Here is a 15974-nt window from a genome sequence, read left to right as displayed (position 1 = left end):
GCGGATAATCACAAGCGGCAGGCATCAACCAATCGTTGAGCACGGAGAGCATATGAATCACGGGGAAACGGTCAGCATCGTACTGATCGAAGATGACGACGGCCATGCCACGCTCGTCGAGCGCAATCTGCGCCGTGCCGGCATTTCGAACGGTTTCGTGCGTTTTCGCGACGGCCAGCAGGCGCTCGATTATTTCTTCGGCCCAGCGCCGTCACCAGCCGACGCCGCCGCGAGTTCCGCGGCCGACCCCGCTCACAGCGCTGTACCCGCACGCGACGATTTGATGAATTTCGTCGTGCTGCTCGATCTGAAAATGCCGCGAGTGGACGGCTTCGAAGTCTTGCGGCGCCTGAAAGAATCGCCGCAGACGGCCGCCGTGCCGGTGATCGTCCTGACCACGACCGACGACCCGCGCGAAATCGCGCGTTGCTACGAGCTCGGCTGCAACGTCTACATCACCAAGCCGGTCGAGTACGATGCGTTTATCGAAGCCGTGCGCCGCCTTGGTTTTTTCCTGCAGGTGGTCAAGCTGCCTTCGGGGCATCGTCTCGCGGCGCCGTGATGGAAGGTTCGCATGAAGCGGGCCGAAAGCCGCTCGTGACAAGATAGACCACTTGTTGACCCTAGCCAGAGAAGACTCCGCATGACCGACGAAGTGTCCACGCAGCCTGCCGCCTACGTGCTAGTGGTCGATGACGACGAAGGCATCCTGCGGCTCGCGCGCAAGTCGCTCGAGCGCGCCGGCTGCCGGGTCGCGATCTGCGCCGGCGTCGAAGCGGCCCGTGACCGGCTCGCGCGCAGCGGTCCCGACCTGCTGGTGCTCGACTATCAACTGAGCGGGCCCGAGACCGGCCTGGACTTTTTTCGCCGTCTGCGCGCGGAAGGCGTGCGGATTCCCGCCATCCTCGTGACCGGCTTTACCGACGAATCGCGTGTCATCGAAGCGCTGCGCGCGGGCGTGTCCGACGTCGTGCCAAAATCCGGCGATTACCTCGATTACCTGCCCGAAGCCGTCGAACGGGTGCTCTCGCAAGTGCGCCTGCAGCGCGCGTCGGACGAAGCCTTGCTGCTGCGCGATCGCGAGCAGCATTACCGCACTTTGTCGGAGGCGCTGCCGCACCTCGTCATGACCTGCAACGCCACGGGCGACTGCGATTTTCTGTCGAAGCAGTGGTACGACTACACGGGCCTCGCTGAAAGCTGTTCGTACGGTCTCGCCTGGCTCGACGCCGTGCATCCGGACGACCGCGAAGAGGTTCGCCGAAGCTGGCTCAAAACGGTATCGGGCAACGCCGGCGACTACCGGCACGAGTTGCGGATTCGCCGTCACGACGGCGAATATCGCTGGTTCGACTTGCGCGTGGTGGCGATGCGCGACGCCGAAGGCAACGTCAGCAAATGGTTCGGCAGTTGCACGGACATTCATTCGCAGCGCGAGGCGATCGAGGAGCGCGAACGGCTGCTGGCGTCGGAGCAGGCCGCCCGCCAGACCGCCGAAGAAGCCAATCGCGCCAAAGACCGCTTTCTGGCCATGCTGTCGCACGAATTGCGCACGCCGCTCACGCCGGTGCTGGCCGGCGCCAGCGTGCTGGAAATGATTCCAGGTCTGCCCGATCAGGCGCGGGCGAGCGTGCGCATGATCCGCCGTAACGTCGAACTCGAAGCGCGGCTGATCGACGACCTGCTCGATCTCACGCGCGTGGCCAACGGCAAGCTGCGGCTGTCGCTGGAAACGGTCGACGTGCACGACGTGATCGACAGCGTGCTCGAACTGTTTCGCAGCGAGATTCAGGTCAAGCAGCAGGACGTGCACGTCCATAAGGACGCGCAGCATCATTACGTGCTGGCCGATCGCGCGCGGCTGCAGCAAATGCTGTGGAACCTGATTCGCAACGCCGCCAAGTTCACGCCGGACGGCGGCCATATTTATGTGCGCACGCGCGACGAACGCATGCACGTGCAGATATCGGTCGAAGACACGGGGATCGGCATCGAGCCGGACCAGATCGGTAAGCTCTTCAACGCGTTCGAGCAGGGCAACCAGAACATGACGCGGCAGTTCGGCGGCCTCGGCCTCGGACTCGCGATCACGAAGGCGTTGACGGACGTGCACGGCGGTACCGTGACCGCGCAGAGCCCCGGCGCGCACTGCGGCGCGACCTTCGCGATCATGTTGCCGACGGCTGCGGCGCCGGAGGTGGCTGCACCGGTCGTGGTGCCCGACGAAGTGCATTCGGGCGGTCTGCTGAACATCCTGCTTATCGAAGATCATGTGGATACCGCCGAGGTCATGGAGCAACTGATTCGCAGCCTCGGCCATGAAGTCACGACCGTGGGCCGGGTCGACGACGCGTTGGCCGCGACTCAATCGCAGACCTTCGATCTGGTCGTCAGCGACGTAGGATTGCCCGACGGCACCGGTCTCGACTTCATCAAAGCGTTCCGCGAGCACTCGGACGCGCCCGCGGTCGCGCTGACCGGCTTCGGCACCGACGAAGACGTGCGTCGCTGCCTGAGCGCCGGCTTCACCTCGCATCTGACCAAGCCGGTCAACTTCAGCCAGCTCGAGACGATGATCGAAGGCGCGGTGACTCTGAAGGAGCAGCGCGACGCGTGAGCGTATGGGCCGCTGGCATCGGGACCATGAAAGTAAGCAAAAGGCCTGTTGCGACTTCAATCGCAACAGGCCTTTTTATTTATGACTGACTCCGGCTGATGCGCCGGAATAGTTAACGTGGTGAGTTCTTCAACGAATCGCGGATTTCACGCAGCAGCAGAACATCTTCCGGCGTCGGCGGCGGTTCTGCCGGCGCGGCTTCGGCCGGCTTGCGCAGATTGTTGATGAACTTGACCATCAGGAAAATGATGAACGCGAGAATCAGGAAGTTGATCAGCACGGTAATGAACGAGCCGTAACCGAACACGGCAACGCCCGCCGTCTGCAAGTCTTTATACGACTCGGGGCTGCCCTTGAAGCTGGGCGGAATGGGGCCGAGGCGAACGAACTTATTGGAGAAATCGAGGCCGCCGGTGGCGAGCCCGACAACCGGCATGATCAGGTCTTTAACAATTGAATTGACGATGGTGGAGAACGCGCCGCCGATAATCACACCGACTGCAAGATCCATCACGTTGCCCTTGAGGGCAAATTCCTTGAATTCCTTGACCATGCTCATAGAGGTTCCTCCCAGAAGTCGATGTTCGAATGATACCAACCTGAGAAGGATAGGCTAGTCTTTTGGTCAGGAACGCGAGGTTTGTTTCGTTATTGAGGAAACAGGGACTCGCTATGCCGCGCGCGTTCAATATGCGCGGCAAATGTGACCGGGTCGGTATTGGTGCCGCACAATAGTACGCCCACTCGCTTGCCTTGCAACTGTTCGCGCAGCGGGCCGAGCAAACCCGCCGTAGCCGCGGCGCAGGCCGGCTCGACGGCGAGCTTCAGTTGTCCGAACAAGGTCAGCATGGCCGCGCGCAACTGGTCGTCGGACACGGTGACGAGCTGATCGATATGACGGCGGCACAATTCGTAGCTGTATTCCTCGGTATGCGGCGACATGAGCGAGTCGGCAATGCCGTGCATCTGGCGCATCTTGACCGTGTGATTGGCGGCGAAACTCTTGCCCATTACGTCCGCGCCTTCGGGTTCCACGCCATACACGTGCACGTTCGGATTCGCGAGCCGCATCGCGGTCGCGACACCCGCCGCGAGGCCGCCGCCGCCGATCGGCACGATCACCGCTTCGAGATCCGGCGTTTGCGTGGCCCACTCGTAGCCCAGCGTGGCCGAACCCAGCACCGTGCGATAGCCGTTGAACGGATGCACGAAATAGCGGCCTTCTTCGGCCTCGATCCGGCGCACCAGTTCGAATGCCTCGGCAATGTCCTGCGCGAACACGATCTCGGCGCGATATTGCCGGCACAGCGCCACACGTGCCGGATTGGCCGCGTGAAACAGCACGACCTTGGCGCTGATGCCAAGGCGCATGGCCGCATACGCGACCGCCACCGCATGATTGCCGCCCGACACACACGTGACGCCCGCGCTGCGCTGCGCTTCGTCGAGTGCGAGCAGGTTGGTGAACGCGCCGCGCGCCTTGAAGCTGCCACCCGCTTGCAACAGCTCGAACTTGAAGTTCACCACCGTGCCTTCCAGCGACGGAAAGTCCACCCGGTCGAACACCGGCGTTCGCGCCACCCACGGCGTCAACGCAAAGTGCTGCGCGGCGATGTCGTCGAGCGTGGGGATCGGCTCGCCGTCGATCGTATGGTCGGTGTGCTGCGGGGTGGCGGTGGACATGGCGTCGGCGTGCTTGGGTCGGTGTGGGTAAGACTCTTTCTACATGTGACAGTTTCAGTGCGCGTGCGCGTCGACCGACATGCTGTGAATGAATTTCTGCAGGAACCGCTCGCACGCCACCAGTTGATCCAGCGCGACGAATTCGTTGGGCTTGTGCGCCTGCTGAATGTCGCCGGGGCCGCAGACGATGCTCGGAATGCCCGCCAGCGAGAACAGGCCGGCTTCTGTGCCGTAGGCAACCTTGCGCTTGTCCTGATCGGCGGTCAACGCGCGCACCAGCTGCGTGATGGCAGCTTGTTCAGACGAATCGAGTCCGGGCGCCGCGGCGATCTTCGTGATCTCGATCGCCGCCGATGGATGCTCGCGCAACATTTTCGGCAGCAGCGTTTCGCGAGCGTATTGATCGATGCGTGCGAAAATCGGCTCGGGATCGAGCGTGGGCAGGTTGCGGAATTCGAACTGGAACTTGCATTCGGCCGGCACGGTATTGATCGCGTTGCCGCCCACGATCGTGCTGGTTTGCGCCGTGGTGAAGGGCACGTCGTACAGTTCGTCGAACGGACCCTGCTCGCGGAACTGGTCGGCCATGTCGCGGATGTAGCAGATCAGACGCGCGGCGTATTCGATCGCGTTCAAACCGTTCGGCGTAAGCGACGAATGCGCCGCCTGACCGCGCACGCAGCACTGGTAGGCATTGATGCTTTTGTGCGCCACGATAGGCCGCATGCTGGTCGGTTCGCCGACGATGCAGCCGTCCGGCTTCACGCCGCGCTTCATCAAATCGGCGATCAGGAGCGGCGCGCCGGCGCAGCCCACTTCCTCGTCGAAGGACAGCGCAAAGTGGATCGGTTTGGCGAGTTTGGTGCGCTGCATCTCCGGCACAAGCGTTAGCGCCGCGCCAATGAAGCCTTTCATATCGCAGGTGCCGCGGCCGTACAGCTTGTCGCCGCGAATCTCCGGCTTGAACGGGTCGCTGTCCCATTGCTGGCCGTCTACGGGCACCACGTCGGTGTGGCCCGACAGCACCACGCCGCCGTTCGTTTCGCCGTTGTGCGCGGGAATCGTCGCGAACAGGTTGGCCCATTTGCCGCTTTCGTCGTGCGTGAGCGTGGCCTCGACGCCGACCGCTCGCAATTCGTCGCGCACGGTTTCGATCAGGCCGAGATTCGGATTGCGGCTGACCGTGTCCATCGACACGAGACGGGTGACCCACGGGAGCGAAACGGGAGAAGACGAGGTGGACTGCGGCGTGGACTGCGCTGTTTCAGCGACATGGGACATGACAGAACTCCGGCATTTGAGTCTTTCGATCATACCCAAAAAAAAGGCGCCCGTATGCTGCGGTGCGTGTTTGCGCACCGCAGCATGAATGGGAAAAGCGCTAGACGTACCCCGGTTTTCGACGCTGCGCCAGCGCAGCCGCGCATGCCGCGAACTTATCGCGCGGCTGCGCTCGTCGCCGTGCCGCGACTCGGCGTGCCGAGCGCGCGCAAGGTTTCCTTGACCGTCGCGACACGGACCGCGAGGTCGGGGCTACGCGTTTCGATACGCAGCTTGTCCTGGCCCGCGAGCTTGATGTGCTTGTGTTTCTGCACCATCTCGATGATCCGCATCGCGTCGATCGGCGGGTTGGGGATGAACTGCAAGCCGATCACCGCTTCGCCGGCATCGATCTTCGAAATGCCCAGCGGCTTCGCCGCCAGCCGCAGACGATGCGTCTCCACGAGCGCATGCGCTTGCGGCGGCAACTTGCCGAAGCGGTCGATCAGTTCTTCCTGAATGCCGTCGATCGAATCGTTGTGTTCGCAATTAGCCAGCCGCTTGTAGAGCGACAGACGCTCCTGCACATCGCCGCAGTAGTCGGCGGGGAGAATCGCCGGCGCGTGCAGATTGATCTCGGTGGTCGCGGCGAGCGGCGCGGTGAGATCCGGCTCCTTGCCTTCCTTGAGCGCCTTCACCGCGTCGTTCAGCATGTCGGTGTAAAGCTGGAAGCCGATCTCGTGAATCTCGCCGGATTGTTTATCGCCGAGCACTTCGCCCGTACCGCGAATCTCCAGGTCGTGCATGGCCAGATAGAAGCCCGAACCGAGTTCTTCCATCTGCTGGATCGCTTCGAGGCGACGTTGCGCCTGTTTGGTCAGCCCTTGCGGATCGTGCACCAGCAGATACGAATACGCCTGGTGATGCGAGCGGCCCACACGGCCACGCAACTGATGCAATTGCGCGAGACCGAACTTGTCGGCGCGATGAATCAGGATCGTGTTGGCGCTCGGCACGTCGATGCCGGTTTCGATAATGGTCGTGCACAACAGCACGTTGGCGCGTTGTGCGACGAAGTCGCGCATCACGCGTTCGAGTTCGCGTTCGTGCATCTGTCCGTGCGCGACGGCGATGCGTGCTTCGGGCACCAACGCTTCGAGCATCTGCCGGCGATTCTCGATCGTCTCGACTTCGTTGTGCAGGAAGTAGACCTGGCCGCCACGCTTCAACTCGCGCAGCATGGCTTCGCGAATCACGCTGTCTTCCTCGCGGCGCACAAAGGTCTTGATCGCGAGGCGCTTTTGCGGCGCGGTGGCGATCACCGAGAAATCGCGCAGCCCTTCGAGCGCCATGCCGAGCGTACGCGGGATCGGCGTGGCGGTCAGCGTGAGCACGTCCACTTCGGCGCGCAAGGCCTTCAGCGCCTCTTTCTGACGCACGCCGAACCGGTGTTCCTCGTCGATGATCACGAGGCCCAGCCGCTTGAACTGCACATCGGACGAGAGCAGCTTGTGCGTGCCGATCACGATATCGACCGTGCCTTCGTTGATCTGCTGGATCGCCGCGCTCACTTCCTTGGTCGATTTGAAGCGCGAGAGTTCGGCGATCCGCACCGGCCAGTCGGAGAAGCGGTCGCTGAAGGTTTGCGTGTGCTGCTCGGCGAGCAGCGTGGTCGGCGAGAGCAGGGCGACCTGTTTGCCGCCCATCACCGCGATGAACGCCGCACGCAGTGCAACTTCCGTTTTGCCGAAGCCGACGTCGCCGCACACGAGGCGATCCATCGGCTTGCCGCTCGTCATGTCGCCGATCACGGCGGCGATCGCCGCGGCCTGGTCCGGCGTTTCCTCGAAGCCGAAGCTCTCCGCGAACTTCACGTAGTCTTTCGGTTCGAGCGCGAACGCATGGCCTTCGCGTGCCGCTCGGCGGGCGTAGAGATTCAGCAGTTCGGCCGCGGTGTCGCGGATCTGCTGTGCGGCCTTGCGTTTGGCTTTTTCCCACTGGCCGGAGCCGAGCGAGTGCAGCGGCGCGCTTTCCGGGTCGGCGCCGCTATAGCGCGAGATCACATGCAGTTGCGCGACGGGCACGTACAACTTGCTGTCGCCCGCGTATTCGAGGTCCAGGAACTCGGTCTCGCCTTCGCCGAGATCCATGGTGACGAGTCCCATATAGCGGCCGATGCCATGCTGCGAATGCACGACCGGATCGCCCACCTTGAGCTCGGACAGATCGCGCACCATCGAATCGACATTGCTCGCCTGTTCCTGACGGCGGCGCCCCGCGCGACGCGCGAGCGGACCATACAGCTCGGTCTCGGTGATGATCGCAATACCGTCGACCGGCACGGCAAAACCGTTGGCAAGCGGCGCGACGCCCAATGAAAAGCGCTCGTCGCTCGTGAGCCAGTCCTGGAAGCTGTCGCTCGATACCGGCCGCAAATGATTGTCGGCGAGCAACTGCAACAGCGTTTCGCGCCGGCCCGCGGATTCGGTGGCGAACAGCACGCGATTCGGCGTGGTGTCGAGATACGCGCGCAAGGCTGCGACCGGATCTTCCGCATGACGGTCGATCGCGAGATTCGGTAACGGCGTCGACCACCCGCCGCCCGCGTTCGCAGGCAGCGAGAGCCGCGCGAAGGGCTTGGCGAGCGTGAAGAAGTCCTCGTCCGACAGGAACAGACGCTGCGGCTCCAGAATCGGCCGGTCGCGGTCGTGCGAGAGGAAGTTGTAGCGCTGCTTCGTGTCGTTGGTGAAGCGCCGGATCGCCGCGTCGAGATCGCCGACGAACGCCAGTTGCGCGCCTTCGGGCAGGTAGTGGAACAGCGTGGCCGTGTCTTCGAAGAACAGCGGCAGATAGTATTCGATCCCCGCCGACGGCACGCCGTTGCCGATGTCCTTGTAGATCGCCGCGCGGCTCGGATCGCCCTCGAAGGTCTCGCGCCAGCGGCTGCGGAAGGCGGTGCGGGCGGCTTCGTCGAACGGAAATTCGCGGCCGGGCAGCAGGCGCACGTCTTTCACGGGGTACAGGCTGCGCTGGGTGTCAGGGTCGAACGCGCGGATCGAGTCGACCTGATCGTCGAACAGGTCGATCCGGTAGGGCAAGGGCGAGCCCATTGGATAGAGATCGAGCAGCGAGCCGCGCACACAGTATTCGCCAGGACGCACCACCTGGCTTACGTGTTCGTAGCCGGCCAGCGTCAACTGCGCCTTGAGCTTCGCTTCGTCGAGCCGCTCGCCTTGCGAGAAGGAGAACGTGTAGGCCGCGAGGAACGAGGCGGGCGGCATACGGTACAGCGCCGTGGTGGCGGGCACCAGCAGGATGTCGCAGCGGCCTTCGCCGAGATCGTGCAGCGTGGCGAGACGCTCCGAGACCAGATCTTGATGCGGTGAAAAGGTATCGTAAGGGAGCGTTTCCCAGTCCGGCAGCAGACGCACGCGCGCCTCGGGCGCGAAAAAGCCGATTTCCTGCGCCAGACGCTGCGCATCGACGGCGCTTTCGCACACGACCGCGAGCAGCGGCACCTTCTCGCGATAGGCGAGATGGTAGCGGGCGATGAGCAGCGCGTCGGACGAGCCGTGCGTGCCGTCGAAGGCGAAACGCTGGCCGGCCTTGACGAGCGCGACGGGCGGGGAGTACTGCGATGATGCGGCGATGTCTGGCATAGAAGAGAAAAAGCGGCCTCAGGCTCACACGTGAGCGGCAAGTTTACGCGTGTCGGGGCGTGGATGCGAAGGACCTATTATAAAATCCGTCCTTTACTTTGACTTCGCGGCATCCGCACTCGTGACTTCCCGTCTATTTGCCCTGATTCCGTGCGCTGGCACCGGCAGCCGTTCCGGCGCCGCGATGCCTAAACAATATCGCACCGTCGCCGGCCGCGACATGTTGCATTACTCGCTGGCGGCGTTCGACGCCTGCAGCGAGTTTGCGCAAACTCTTGTCGTGATCGCTCCGGACGACGCTCATTTCGACGGCCGCCGCTTCGGCGGCTTGCGTTTTGCCGTGCGCCGCAGCGGCGGGGCCTCGCGTCAGGCCTCGGTGCTCAACGGCCTGCATGCGCTCGCCGAGTTCGGCGCGCGCGACGACGACTGGGTGCTGGTGCACGACGCAGCGCGCCCCGGCATCACGCCCGCTTTGATCCGCACGCTGGTCGGCGCGCTGAAGGACGACCCAGTGGGCGGCATCATGGCCTTGCCGGTGGCGGACACGCTGAAGCGGATCGACGCGACGTCTTCCGACGGCCGGATCGCCCGCACCGAAGCGCGCGACGGCTTGTGGCAGGCGCAGACGCCGCAGATGTTCCGCATCGGCATGCTGCGCGAGGCGATCCTGCGCGCGCAGGCCGACGGTCACGACCTGACGGACGAAGCGAGCGCGATCGAGTGGCTGGGCCACGCGCCGAAGCTGGTGCAGGGCAGCTTGCGCAACTTCAAGGTGACGTATCCGGAAGACTTCGATCTGGCCGAGGCGATTCTGAGCCGGCCGGCGGCTGCGTCCTGATTGGACGATTTCAATTTTAATTAGCGGGCTTAAGGACTTGACGCATATGGATTTCAGAATTGGGCAAGGGTATGACGTGCATGCGCTGGTGCCGGGGCGTCCGTTGATTATCGGCGGCGTGACGATTCCCTATGAGCGCGGCCTGCTCGGCCATTCGGACGCGGACGTGCTGCTGCACGCCATAACCGACGCCATTTTCGGCGCCGCAGCGATGGGCGATATCGGCCGGCATTTCTCCGACACCGACGCGAAGTTCGCAGGCGCGGACAGCCGCGTGTTGCTGCGTGAATGTTTCGCGCGCGTGAAAGCGGCGGGTTTTTCCATTGCCAATGTGGATAGCAGCGTGGTGGCGCAGGCGCCGAAGCTCGCGCCGCATATCGAGGGCATGCGCGCCAATATCGCCGCCGATCTCGGACTGCCGGTCGAGCGCGTCAATGTCAAAGCCAAGACCAATGAAAAGCTCGGCTATCTCGGGCGAGGCGAGGGTATCGAGGCCCAGGCTGCGGTTCTGCTGATCAAGAACTGAGCCTGGTGCTACAAGACGCGCACAGCGGCGGGAGGTTCGTCGCGCTGCGCGCATGCTAGCCAGGCGGGGCTTTTAACAACCCCGGCTCAGAGCGTGGCGCCGCCGACTGGGCGGTTGCAGGCACACAGCTCGTCCGTTTGCAGGCCGTCCAGAATCCGCAGCACTTCTTCCGGATTGCGGCCGACGTTCAGGTTGTTCACCGAAACATGCTGGATGGTGTTGTCCGGATCGATGATAAAGGTGGCGCGCAACGCGACACCCGCTTCCTGGTCACGCACGCCGAGCTGGTCGATCAACTCGCCCTTCACGTCGCCGAAGGCATAGTGATTGAGCCTGTTCAGGTCTTTGTGCTCGCGGCGCCACGCCAGCTTAACGAATTCATTGTCGACGCTGCCGCCCATCAAGACCGCGTCGCGTTCTTCGAAATCCCTGGCCAGCTTGCCGAACTCGACGATCTCCGTCGGACACAAGAACGAGAAATCCTTCGGGTAGAAGTAGATGATCTTCCATTTGCCCGGAAACGACTGCTCAGTGATCTCTTCGAATGCCGAAATGCCGTTCTCTTCATGATGGTTGAAGCCCGGCTTCGCGGCAGTGACGGTGAACGCTTCAACTTTATCGCCGACAGTTTTCATGAGAGTGCTCCTTCGTGCGTCGGAAAAACAGCATGGTTAAAGCGACCAACTCGTCGCAACGAGCCCGTTATACGTTATCTGCCTCGCCTCTACTGGGTGATTCGATCGATAGCCGTTGACCCGGCAAACTCGCACGAAGGGCGGATGATCGCTGTTCCGCTCAGACGCCCTTGGCCAGCGGAAATTCGATGGTGACCTCGAGACCCGGTCCAGGCGTGCGATTGCGCAGGCGCAGCGCGCCGCGGTAACGGCCCACGAGGCGCTGGACGATGGCCATGCCGAGGCCTGTGCCGTTCGCCTGAGTGCGCGCCGAATTCACACGATAGAACGGCCGTGTGACGAGCGCCAACTGGTCTTCCGGAATGCCGGGGCCTTCGTCGACCACCGAGAGCTCGACCCGCGAGTGCGACACCCGCGTTTCCAGAATCACGTGCGGAATGCCGTCGCCGTCGCTCAGGCCATACTTGCGCGCGTTTTCGAGCAGATTGCCGACTACCCGGCGCATGTCGGTCTCATCCGCCTCGATCACCGCCGACGGCGCGAGCCGCGTGATCAGGCGCATGCTGTCTTCGCTCTGCATGCGCGCGGCCAACTCGCCCGCGATCACGGACAGGTCGACAGGCTCCGGCACGCGCTGCACCGGGCGCGCGTAGTCAAGGAACCGGCCGATGATCATGTCCATCTGCTCGATGTCGTCCACCATCGCATCTTTGGTGGCCTGGTCGGACGGGCTCATTTCGGTTTCGAGCCGCAGCCGCGCGAGCGGGGTGCGCAGATCGTGCGAGATGCCCGCGAGCATCAGCGCGCGGTCGGCCTCGAGCTGTTCGAGATCCTGCACCATCTGGTTGAAACTGCGATTGGTTTCCGCGGCCACGCCCATGCCGCGCTCGGGCAGCGGCTCGGGCGACTGGCCTGAGCCGACCTTGCGCGCGGCCATGGCGAGGCGCGCGAACGGACGGTTCACGAGACTCGTGATGAAGGCCGCGCCGAACAGCGAGAGCGCCAGCGCGAACACGCCCCAGCCGGCCCATTGCAAACCGGTGGCGTTGTCGAGCTGATCGCGGTCGAGCGCGACCCAGTAGTCGTCGTCGTCGATCTTGAAGCTGATCCACACGCCGGGGATGTCGTTCACGCTCTGCGCGATGACGGTGTCGTCGCCGAGGCGGCCGCGTATGTCGTGTTCGATCAGCCGGTTCAGCGACTCGTCGGGCTGGAGCTTGTACTTGTCGGTGGTTTCGCGCGGGTACACGCGCACCCCTTCATTGCTTTCCAGATCCTGCAGCAGGGCGCGCCGCAGGTCGGGATCGGAATAGAGGAGTGCGGTGCGCGTGAGCTTGACGATGGCGACGAGCTGCAACGCCACGCGCTGCGCGCGCGGCTCGCGTTCGATCACCCGGAAGCTCTGGAACCACGCGGCGAGGCTGACTGCGATCAACAGCGCGATCAACAGAAAGGTCCGCCAGAAAAGGCCGCCGAACGCGAGCGTCAGGAGGCGCCGGTCGATCCGCATGGGCCCTTCTTATCTGAAATCAAAAGCTGGAGGTGAGAACAAACTCAGGCTGCACCGTCGGGGATGAACACGTAGCCCAGACCCCAGACGGTCTGGATGAAACGCGGGCTGCCCGGATCGGGTTCGATCAGCTTGCGCAGGCGCGAGATCTGCACGTCCAGGCTGCGGTCGAACACTTCGTACTCACGGCCGCGTGCGAGCTCCATCAGCTTTTCACGCGACAGCGGCTGGCGCGGATGACGCGCGAACACCTTGAGCACCGAGAACTCGCCCGTGGTCAGCGGAATTTCCTGGCCGGCCTTGGTGAGCGTGCGGGTGGCGAGATTCAACGCGAACTCGCCGAACTCGAACACCTCGGTGGTTTCGGACGGCGCGCCCGGCAACTCCGACGGCGACTGGCGGCGCAGCACCGCGTGGATGCGCGCGACCAGCTCGCGCGGATTGAACGGCTTGGGCAGATAGTCGTCGGCGCCCATTTCCAGACCGACGATCCGGTCGACGTCTTCACCCTTGGCCGTCAGCATGATGATCGGCGTACGGTCGTTGCTGCCGCGCAGGCGGCGGCAGATCGACAGACCGTCTTCGCCCGGCAGCATCAGATCGAGCACCAGCAGATCGAAGCGCTCACGCACCCAGAGCTTGTTCATGGACGGCGCATTCTCGGCGACATAGACGTTGAAGCCCTGTTCACCGAGGTAGCGGCGCAGCAGATCGCGCAGGCGCGGATCGTCATCGACGACGAGGATTTTCGAAGGGTTTTTGGTTTCCATGGTCGGCATCTTAGCGCGATTAGAAAGTGGTGCGCGTTTGCATCATTTAACGGGTTACAGTCAGTTACAAAATTTACCCGCACTGTGGCACGACGTAAAGCGGGGGCAGGTAGACTCCTTTACTGAATGCGGCTGTTCGGTGGATACTTCACACGACTAAAACTCTCGCACCCGGCTCGTTACCGGGGTTTGTATACGCATTTGAGGTAGCCGGTTGCCGCGCCACGAAGGGAACAACATGAAGGGAGGGGTTTGGCCGAATGTGCGCCTGAGCGTGATTGCACTGGCGGTAGCCGGTACGCTTGCAGGCTCACTAGGACCAACGCTCGCCCATGCCCAGCCTTCCGCCGATAGAGTTGCGAGCGAGCGCGGCGCGCGCGCGCCCAGGCAGGGCAAGGCTAACCGCCACGACCCGAACACCCAGCAGCCCGCATCAGACGTCATGTTGCGCACCGCAGTTCCCCCCGATCTTGATCAACGTCGTCGCGATGGCCATATGACGCCCGACGAACGGCGTCTGTTGCGGCAGCACATTGAAGACGCCGTCCGCGAACTCTATAAGCGGTAGCTATTATCGTGCCAGCCCCTCGGCACGCGGTTCACGTTTCTCGCCTGCGTGAAAGAATTCGTTGCACTTCTCCTGTCCACTTCCCCGTTCAATCTGCCGTTAAGTCGTCAGAGCGAAGCGCGCGATGCAATCACGGCACGCGCCAATGCCCCTTCCATCAGATCGCGCCAACCTTGATGACCGACGATGAAATTGCACACGCGTGATAGTTGTGGCCGCAAGTTTGTAGCATCGGCGATTGCCCTGGCGGTGATGACATGGAGTGGGCCCGCCGCCGCAGTGCAACCGGGCGCGGCTCATGTTCCGCACGTCAAGCCCGTTGCGCCGACCGCCGATGAGCATGCAGCTTCGGAGCGTGAACAGAGCATCCTCGATGCCGACGATGCGCGCTTCTTTCTGACGCGCGTCGGCTTCGCGCCGGATAGCGCTGAGCTCGCGCAATACGTTGGACTCACGCGAGCGCAGGCCGTCGATAAAGTACTCGCGAGCGCGCGGACCGAGGCGCTCACGCCGCTACCCGGCTGGGTGCTCGAACCGATCCCGACACGAGAGACGAAGAAGACGTGGACCGACGATCAACGCCGCGAGGAGCAGCGACTGCGCGCGCGGCGTTACGAATTATTACGCGCGTGGTGCGTGCGCGAGATGTTGACCACGCCGTCGCCGCTCACCGAGCGCATGACGCTGTTCTGGCATAACCACTTCACCTCGGGTCAGGACAAGGTGCCGTATCCGCAGCAGATGGCGCTGCAGAACATGCTGTTGCGGCGCGACGCGCTCGGTAACTTCGGCGAGCTATTGCACGACGTCGCGAAAGATCCGGCGATGCTGCAATACCTCGACGGCGCAAGCAATCGCAAGGGCAAGCCCAATGAAAATTTCGCCCGTGAAGTGATGGAGCTGTTCACGCTCGGCGAAGGGCACTACACGCAGCGCGACGTGTCGGAGGCCGCGCGCGCATATACGGGCTGGAGCCTCGATCCGGACACGCAGGCCTATGTGTGGCGCGCCACTCAGCACGACGACGGCGAGAAGACCGTGCTCGGCGAGACAGGGCCGTTCGACGGCGATCAGGTGCTCGATATCCTGCTCGCGCGGCCGGAAACGGCCACGTTCGTGACGACCAAGCTCTGGCGCGAGTTCGTCTCGGATACGCCGGACCTTGCGCGCATCGAACCGATCGCGGCGCGCTTTCGCGCAAGCCACTACGATATCAAGGTCGCGTTGCGCGGCGTCTTCCTGAGCGACGCGTTCTGGGACGACGGCAATCGCGGCGTCCTCGTCAAGTCGCCGGCGGAGTTCGTGGTCGGCACGCTGCGCGCGTTCGACATCGGCTATGACAACACTGCGCCGTTCGCCTCGCAAATCCGCACGCTCGGCGAGAACCTGTTCTACCCGCCGAACGTCAAAGGATGGCCGGGCGGCACGACATGGATCAACAGTTCCACGCTGCTCGCCCGCAAGCAATTCGTCGAGCAACTGTTTCGCGCGACCGAGGCCGCCGGTCCGCGGCGCATGACCAATCCGATGAACGCAAATGTCGCGGCGAGTGGCACGATGCCCGAGATGCAGACGGCTCCCACGCTGCAGCGCACGATGACGCGAGCCGATCAAGGCGGCAAAGGCGGCGTACGCTTCGACATCGCGACATGGCTCGCGCACTACAACACCGCGCCGACCGCCAGGCCGGGGCTGTCGGCCGAGTTGCAGTTGCAGCATGCAGTCCTGCCGCTCACGCCGGTCGACGCGATCGAAACCGGTTCGACCGCGAGTGCGTATCTGGAGGCATTGCTGATGGACCCGGCGTATCAATTGAAGTGAGCCGGTGAAATAAGCACGCGCCACGCAGCTAAAAAGAATATGTCTGTCGACGGCGATACGACTCGCGCTGCGACGATCGAACGAGGT

At 63.3% G+C, this 15974-nt stretch carries 13 protein-coding genes; 6 read left to right on the top strand and 7 right to left on the bottom strand.

What is annotated here, in order from left to right; genetic code table 11:
• Positions 1–52 precede the first annotated feature (52 nt).
• Together B0G75_RS16860 and B0G75_RS16855 are read left to right on the top strand one after the other, a co-directional pair.
• Positions 53–562, top strand: a complete 510-nt coding sequence (locus B0G75_RS16860; RefSeq protein ID WP_106307567.1) for a response regulator — start codon at positions 53–55, stop codon at positions 560–562.
• An 81-nt stretch (positions 563–643) separates the two neighbouring features.
• On the top strand, positions 644–2617 hold the full coding sequence (locus B0G75_RS16855) for a response regulator (protein ID WP_106307563.1): 1974 nt from the start codon (positions 644–646) through the stop codon (positions 2615–2617).
• A gap of 112 nt (positions 2618–2729) precedes the next feature.
• On the opposite strand, the gene mscL is transcribed toward B0G75_RS16855, so the two are convergent.
• The 4 genes from mscL to mfd form a co-directional block, all read right to left on the bottom strand.
• A complete protein-coding gene (gene mscL, locus B0G75_RS16850) occupies positions 2730–3176 on the bottom strand; it encodes a large conductance mechanosensitive channel protein MscL (RefSeq protein WP_106307560.1) in 447 nt (148 codons plus the stop codon).
• Positions 3177–3265: 89 nt separating this feature from the next.
• Complete coding sequence (locus B0G75_RS16845) at positions 3266–4300, bottom strand: threonine/serine dehydratase (RefSeq protein ID WP_106307557.1); 1035 nt, start codon at positions 4298–4300, stop codon at positions 3266–3268.
• 54 nt (positions 4301–4354) lie between these two features.
• Complete coding sequence (gene argE, locus B0G75_RS16840; RefSeq protein WP_106307554.1) at positions 4355–5581, bottom strand: acetylornithine deacetylase; 1227 nt, start codon at positions 5579–5581, stop codon at positions 4355–4357.
• Between the two features lie 155 nt (positions 5582–5736).
• Complete coding sequence (gene mfd / locus B0G75_RS16835; RefSeq protein ID WP_106307551.1) at positions 5737–9219, bottom strand: transcription-repair coupling factor; 3483 nt, start codon at positions 9217–9219, stop codon at positions 5737–5739.
• 121 nt (positions 9220–9340) lie between these two features.
• On the opposite strand from mfd, the gene ispD reads away from it, so the two are divergent.
• Complete coding sequence (ispD, locus tag B0G75_RS16830) at positions 9341–10057, top strand: 2-C-methyl-D-erythritol 4-phosphate cytidylyltransferase (protein ID WP_106307548.1); 717 nt, start codon at positions 9341–9343, stop codon at positions 10055–10057.
• Between the two features lie 46 nt (positions 10058–10103).
• Positions 10104–10583, top strand: a complete 480-nt coding sequence (gene ispF / locus B0G75_RS16825) for a 2-C-methyl-D-erythritol 2,4-cyclodiphosphate synthase (protein WP_012432887.1) — start codon at positions 10104–10106, stop codon at positions 10581–10583.
• An 86-nt stretch (positions 10584–10669) separates the two neighbouring features.
• Here the strand turns inward: ispF and B0G75_RS16820 are convergent, their stop codons facing one another.
• The 3 genes from B0G75_RS16820 to ompR form a co-directional block, all read right to left on the bottom strand.
• Positions 10670–11218: a peroxiredoxin gene (locus B0G75_RS16820; protein WP_106307545.1), complete on the bottom strand. Its 549-nt coding sequence runs from the start codon at positions 11216–11218 to the stop codon at positions 10670–10672.
• A gap of 160 nt (positions 11219–11378) precedes the next feature.
• Complete coding sequence (locus B0G75_RS16815) at positions 11379–12728, bottom strand: ATP-binding protein (protein WP_007182020.1); 1350 nt, start codon at positions 12726–12728, stop codon at positions 11379–11381.
• Between the two features lie 44 nt (positions 12729–12772).
• Entirely contained in the window at positions 12773–13507 is a 735-nt protein-coding gene (ompR, locus tag B0G75_RS16810) for a two-component system response regulator OmpR (protein ID WP_006048917.1), read from the bottom strand.
• 229 nt (positions 13508–13736) lie between these two features.
• On the opposite strand from ompR, the gene B0G75_RS41375 reads away from it, so the two are divergent.
• Both B0G75_RS41375 and B0G75_RS16800 read left to right on the top strand, forming a co-directional pair.
• Positions 13737–14066, top strand: a complete 330-nt coding sequence (locus tag B0G75_RS41375) for a hypothetical protein (protein ID WP_106307542.1) — start codon at positions 13737–13739, stop codon at positions 14064–14066.
• A 186-nt stretch (positions 14067–14252) separates the two neighbouring features.
• Positions 14253–15887, top strand: coding sequence for a DUF1800 family protein (locus B0G75_RS16800; protein ID WP_106307539.1), 1635 nt, complete (start codon positions 14253–14255; stop codon positions 15885–15887).
• Positions 15888–15974 lie beyond the last annotated feature (87 nt).

The organism is Paraburkholderia sp. BL18I3N2, assembly GCF_003001875.1.
GTDB classification, from domain to species: domain Bacteria; phylum Pseudomonadota; class Gammaproteobacteria; order Burkholderiales; family Burkholderiaceae; genus Paraburkholderia; species Paraburkholderia phytofirmans.
Note: the sequence above shows the minus strand (reverse complement) of the source record. Positions and strands in the feature narration are given on the sequence as shown.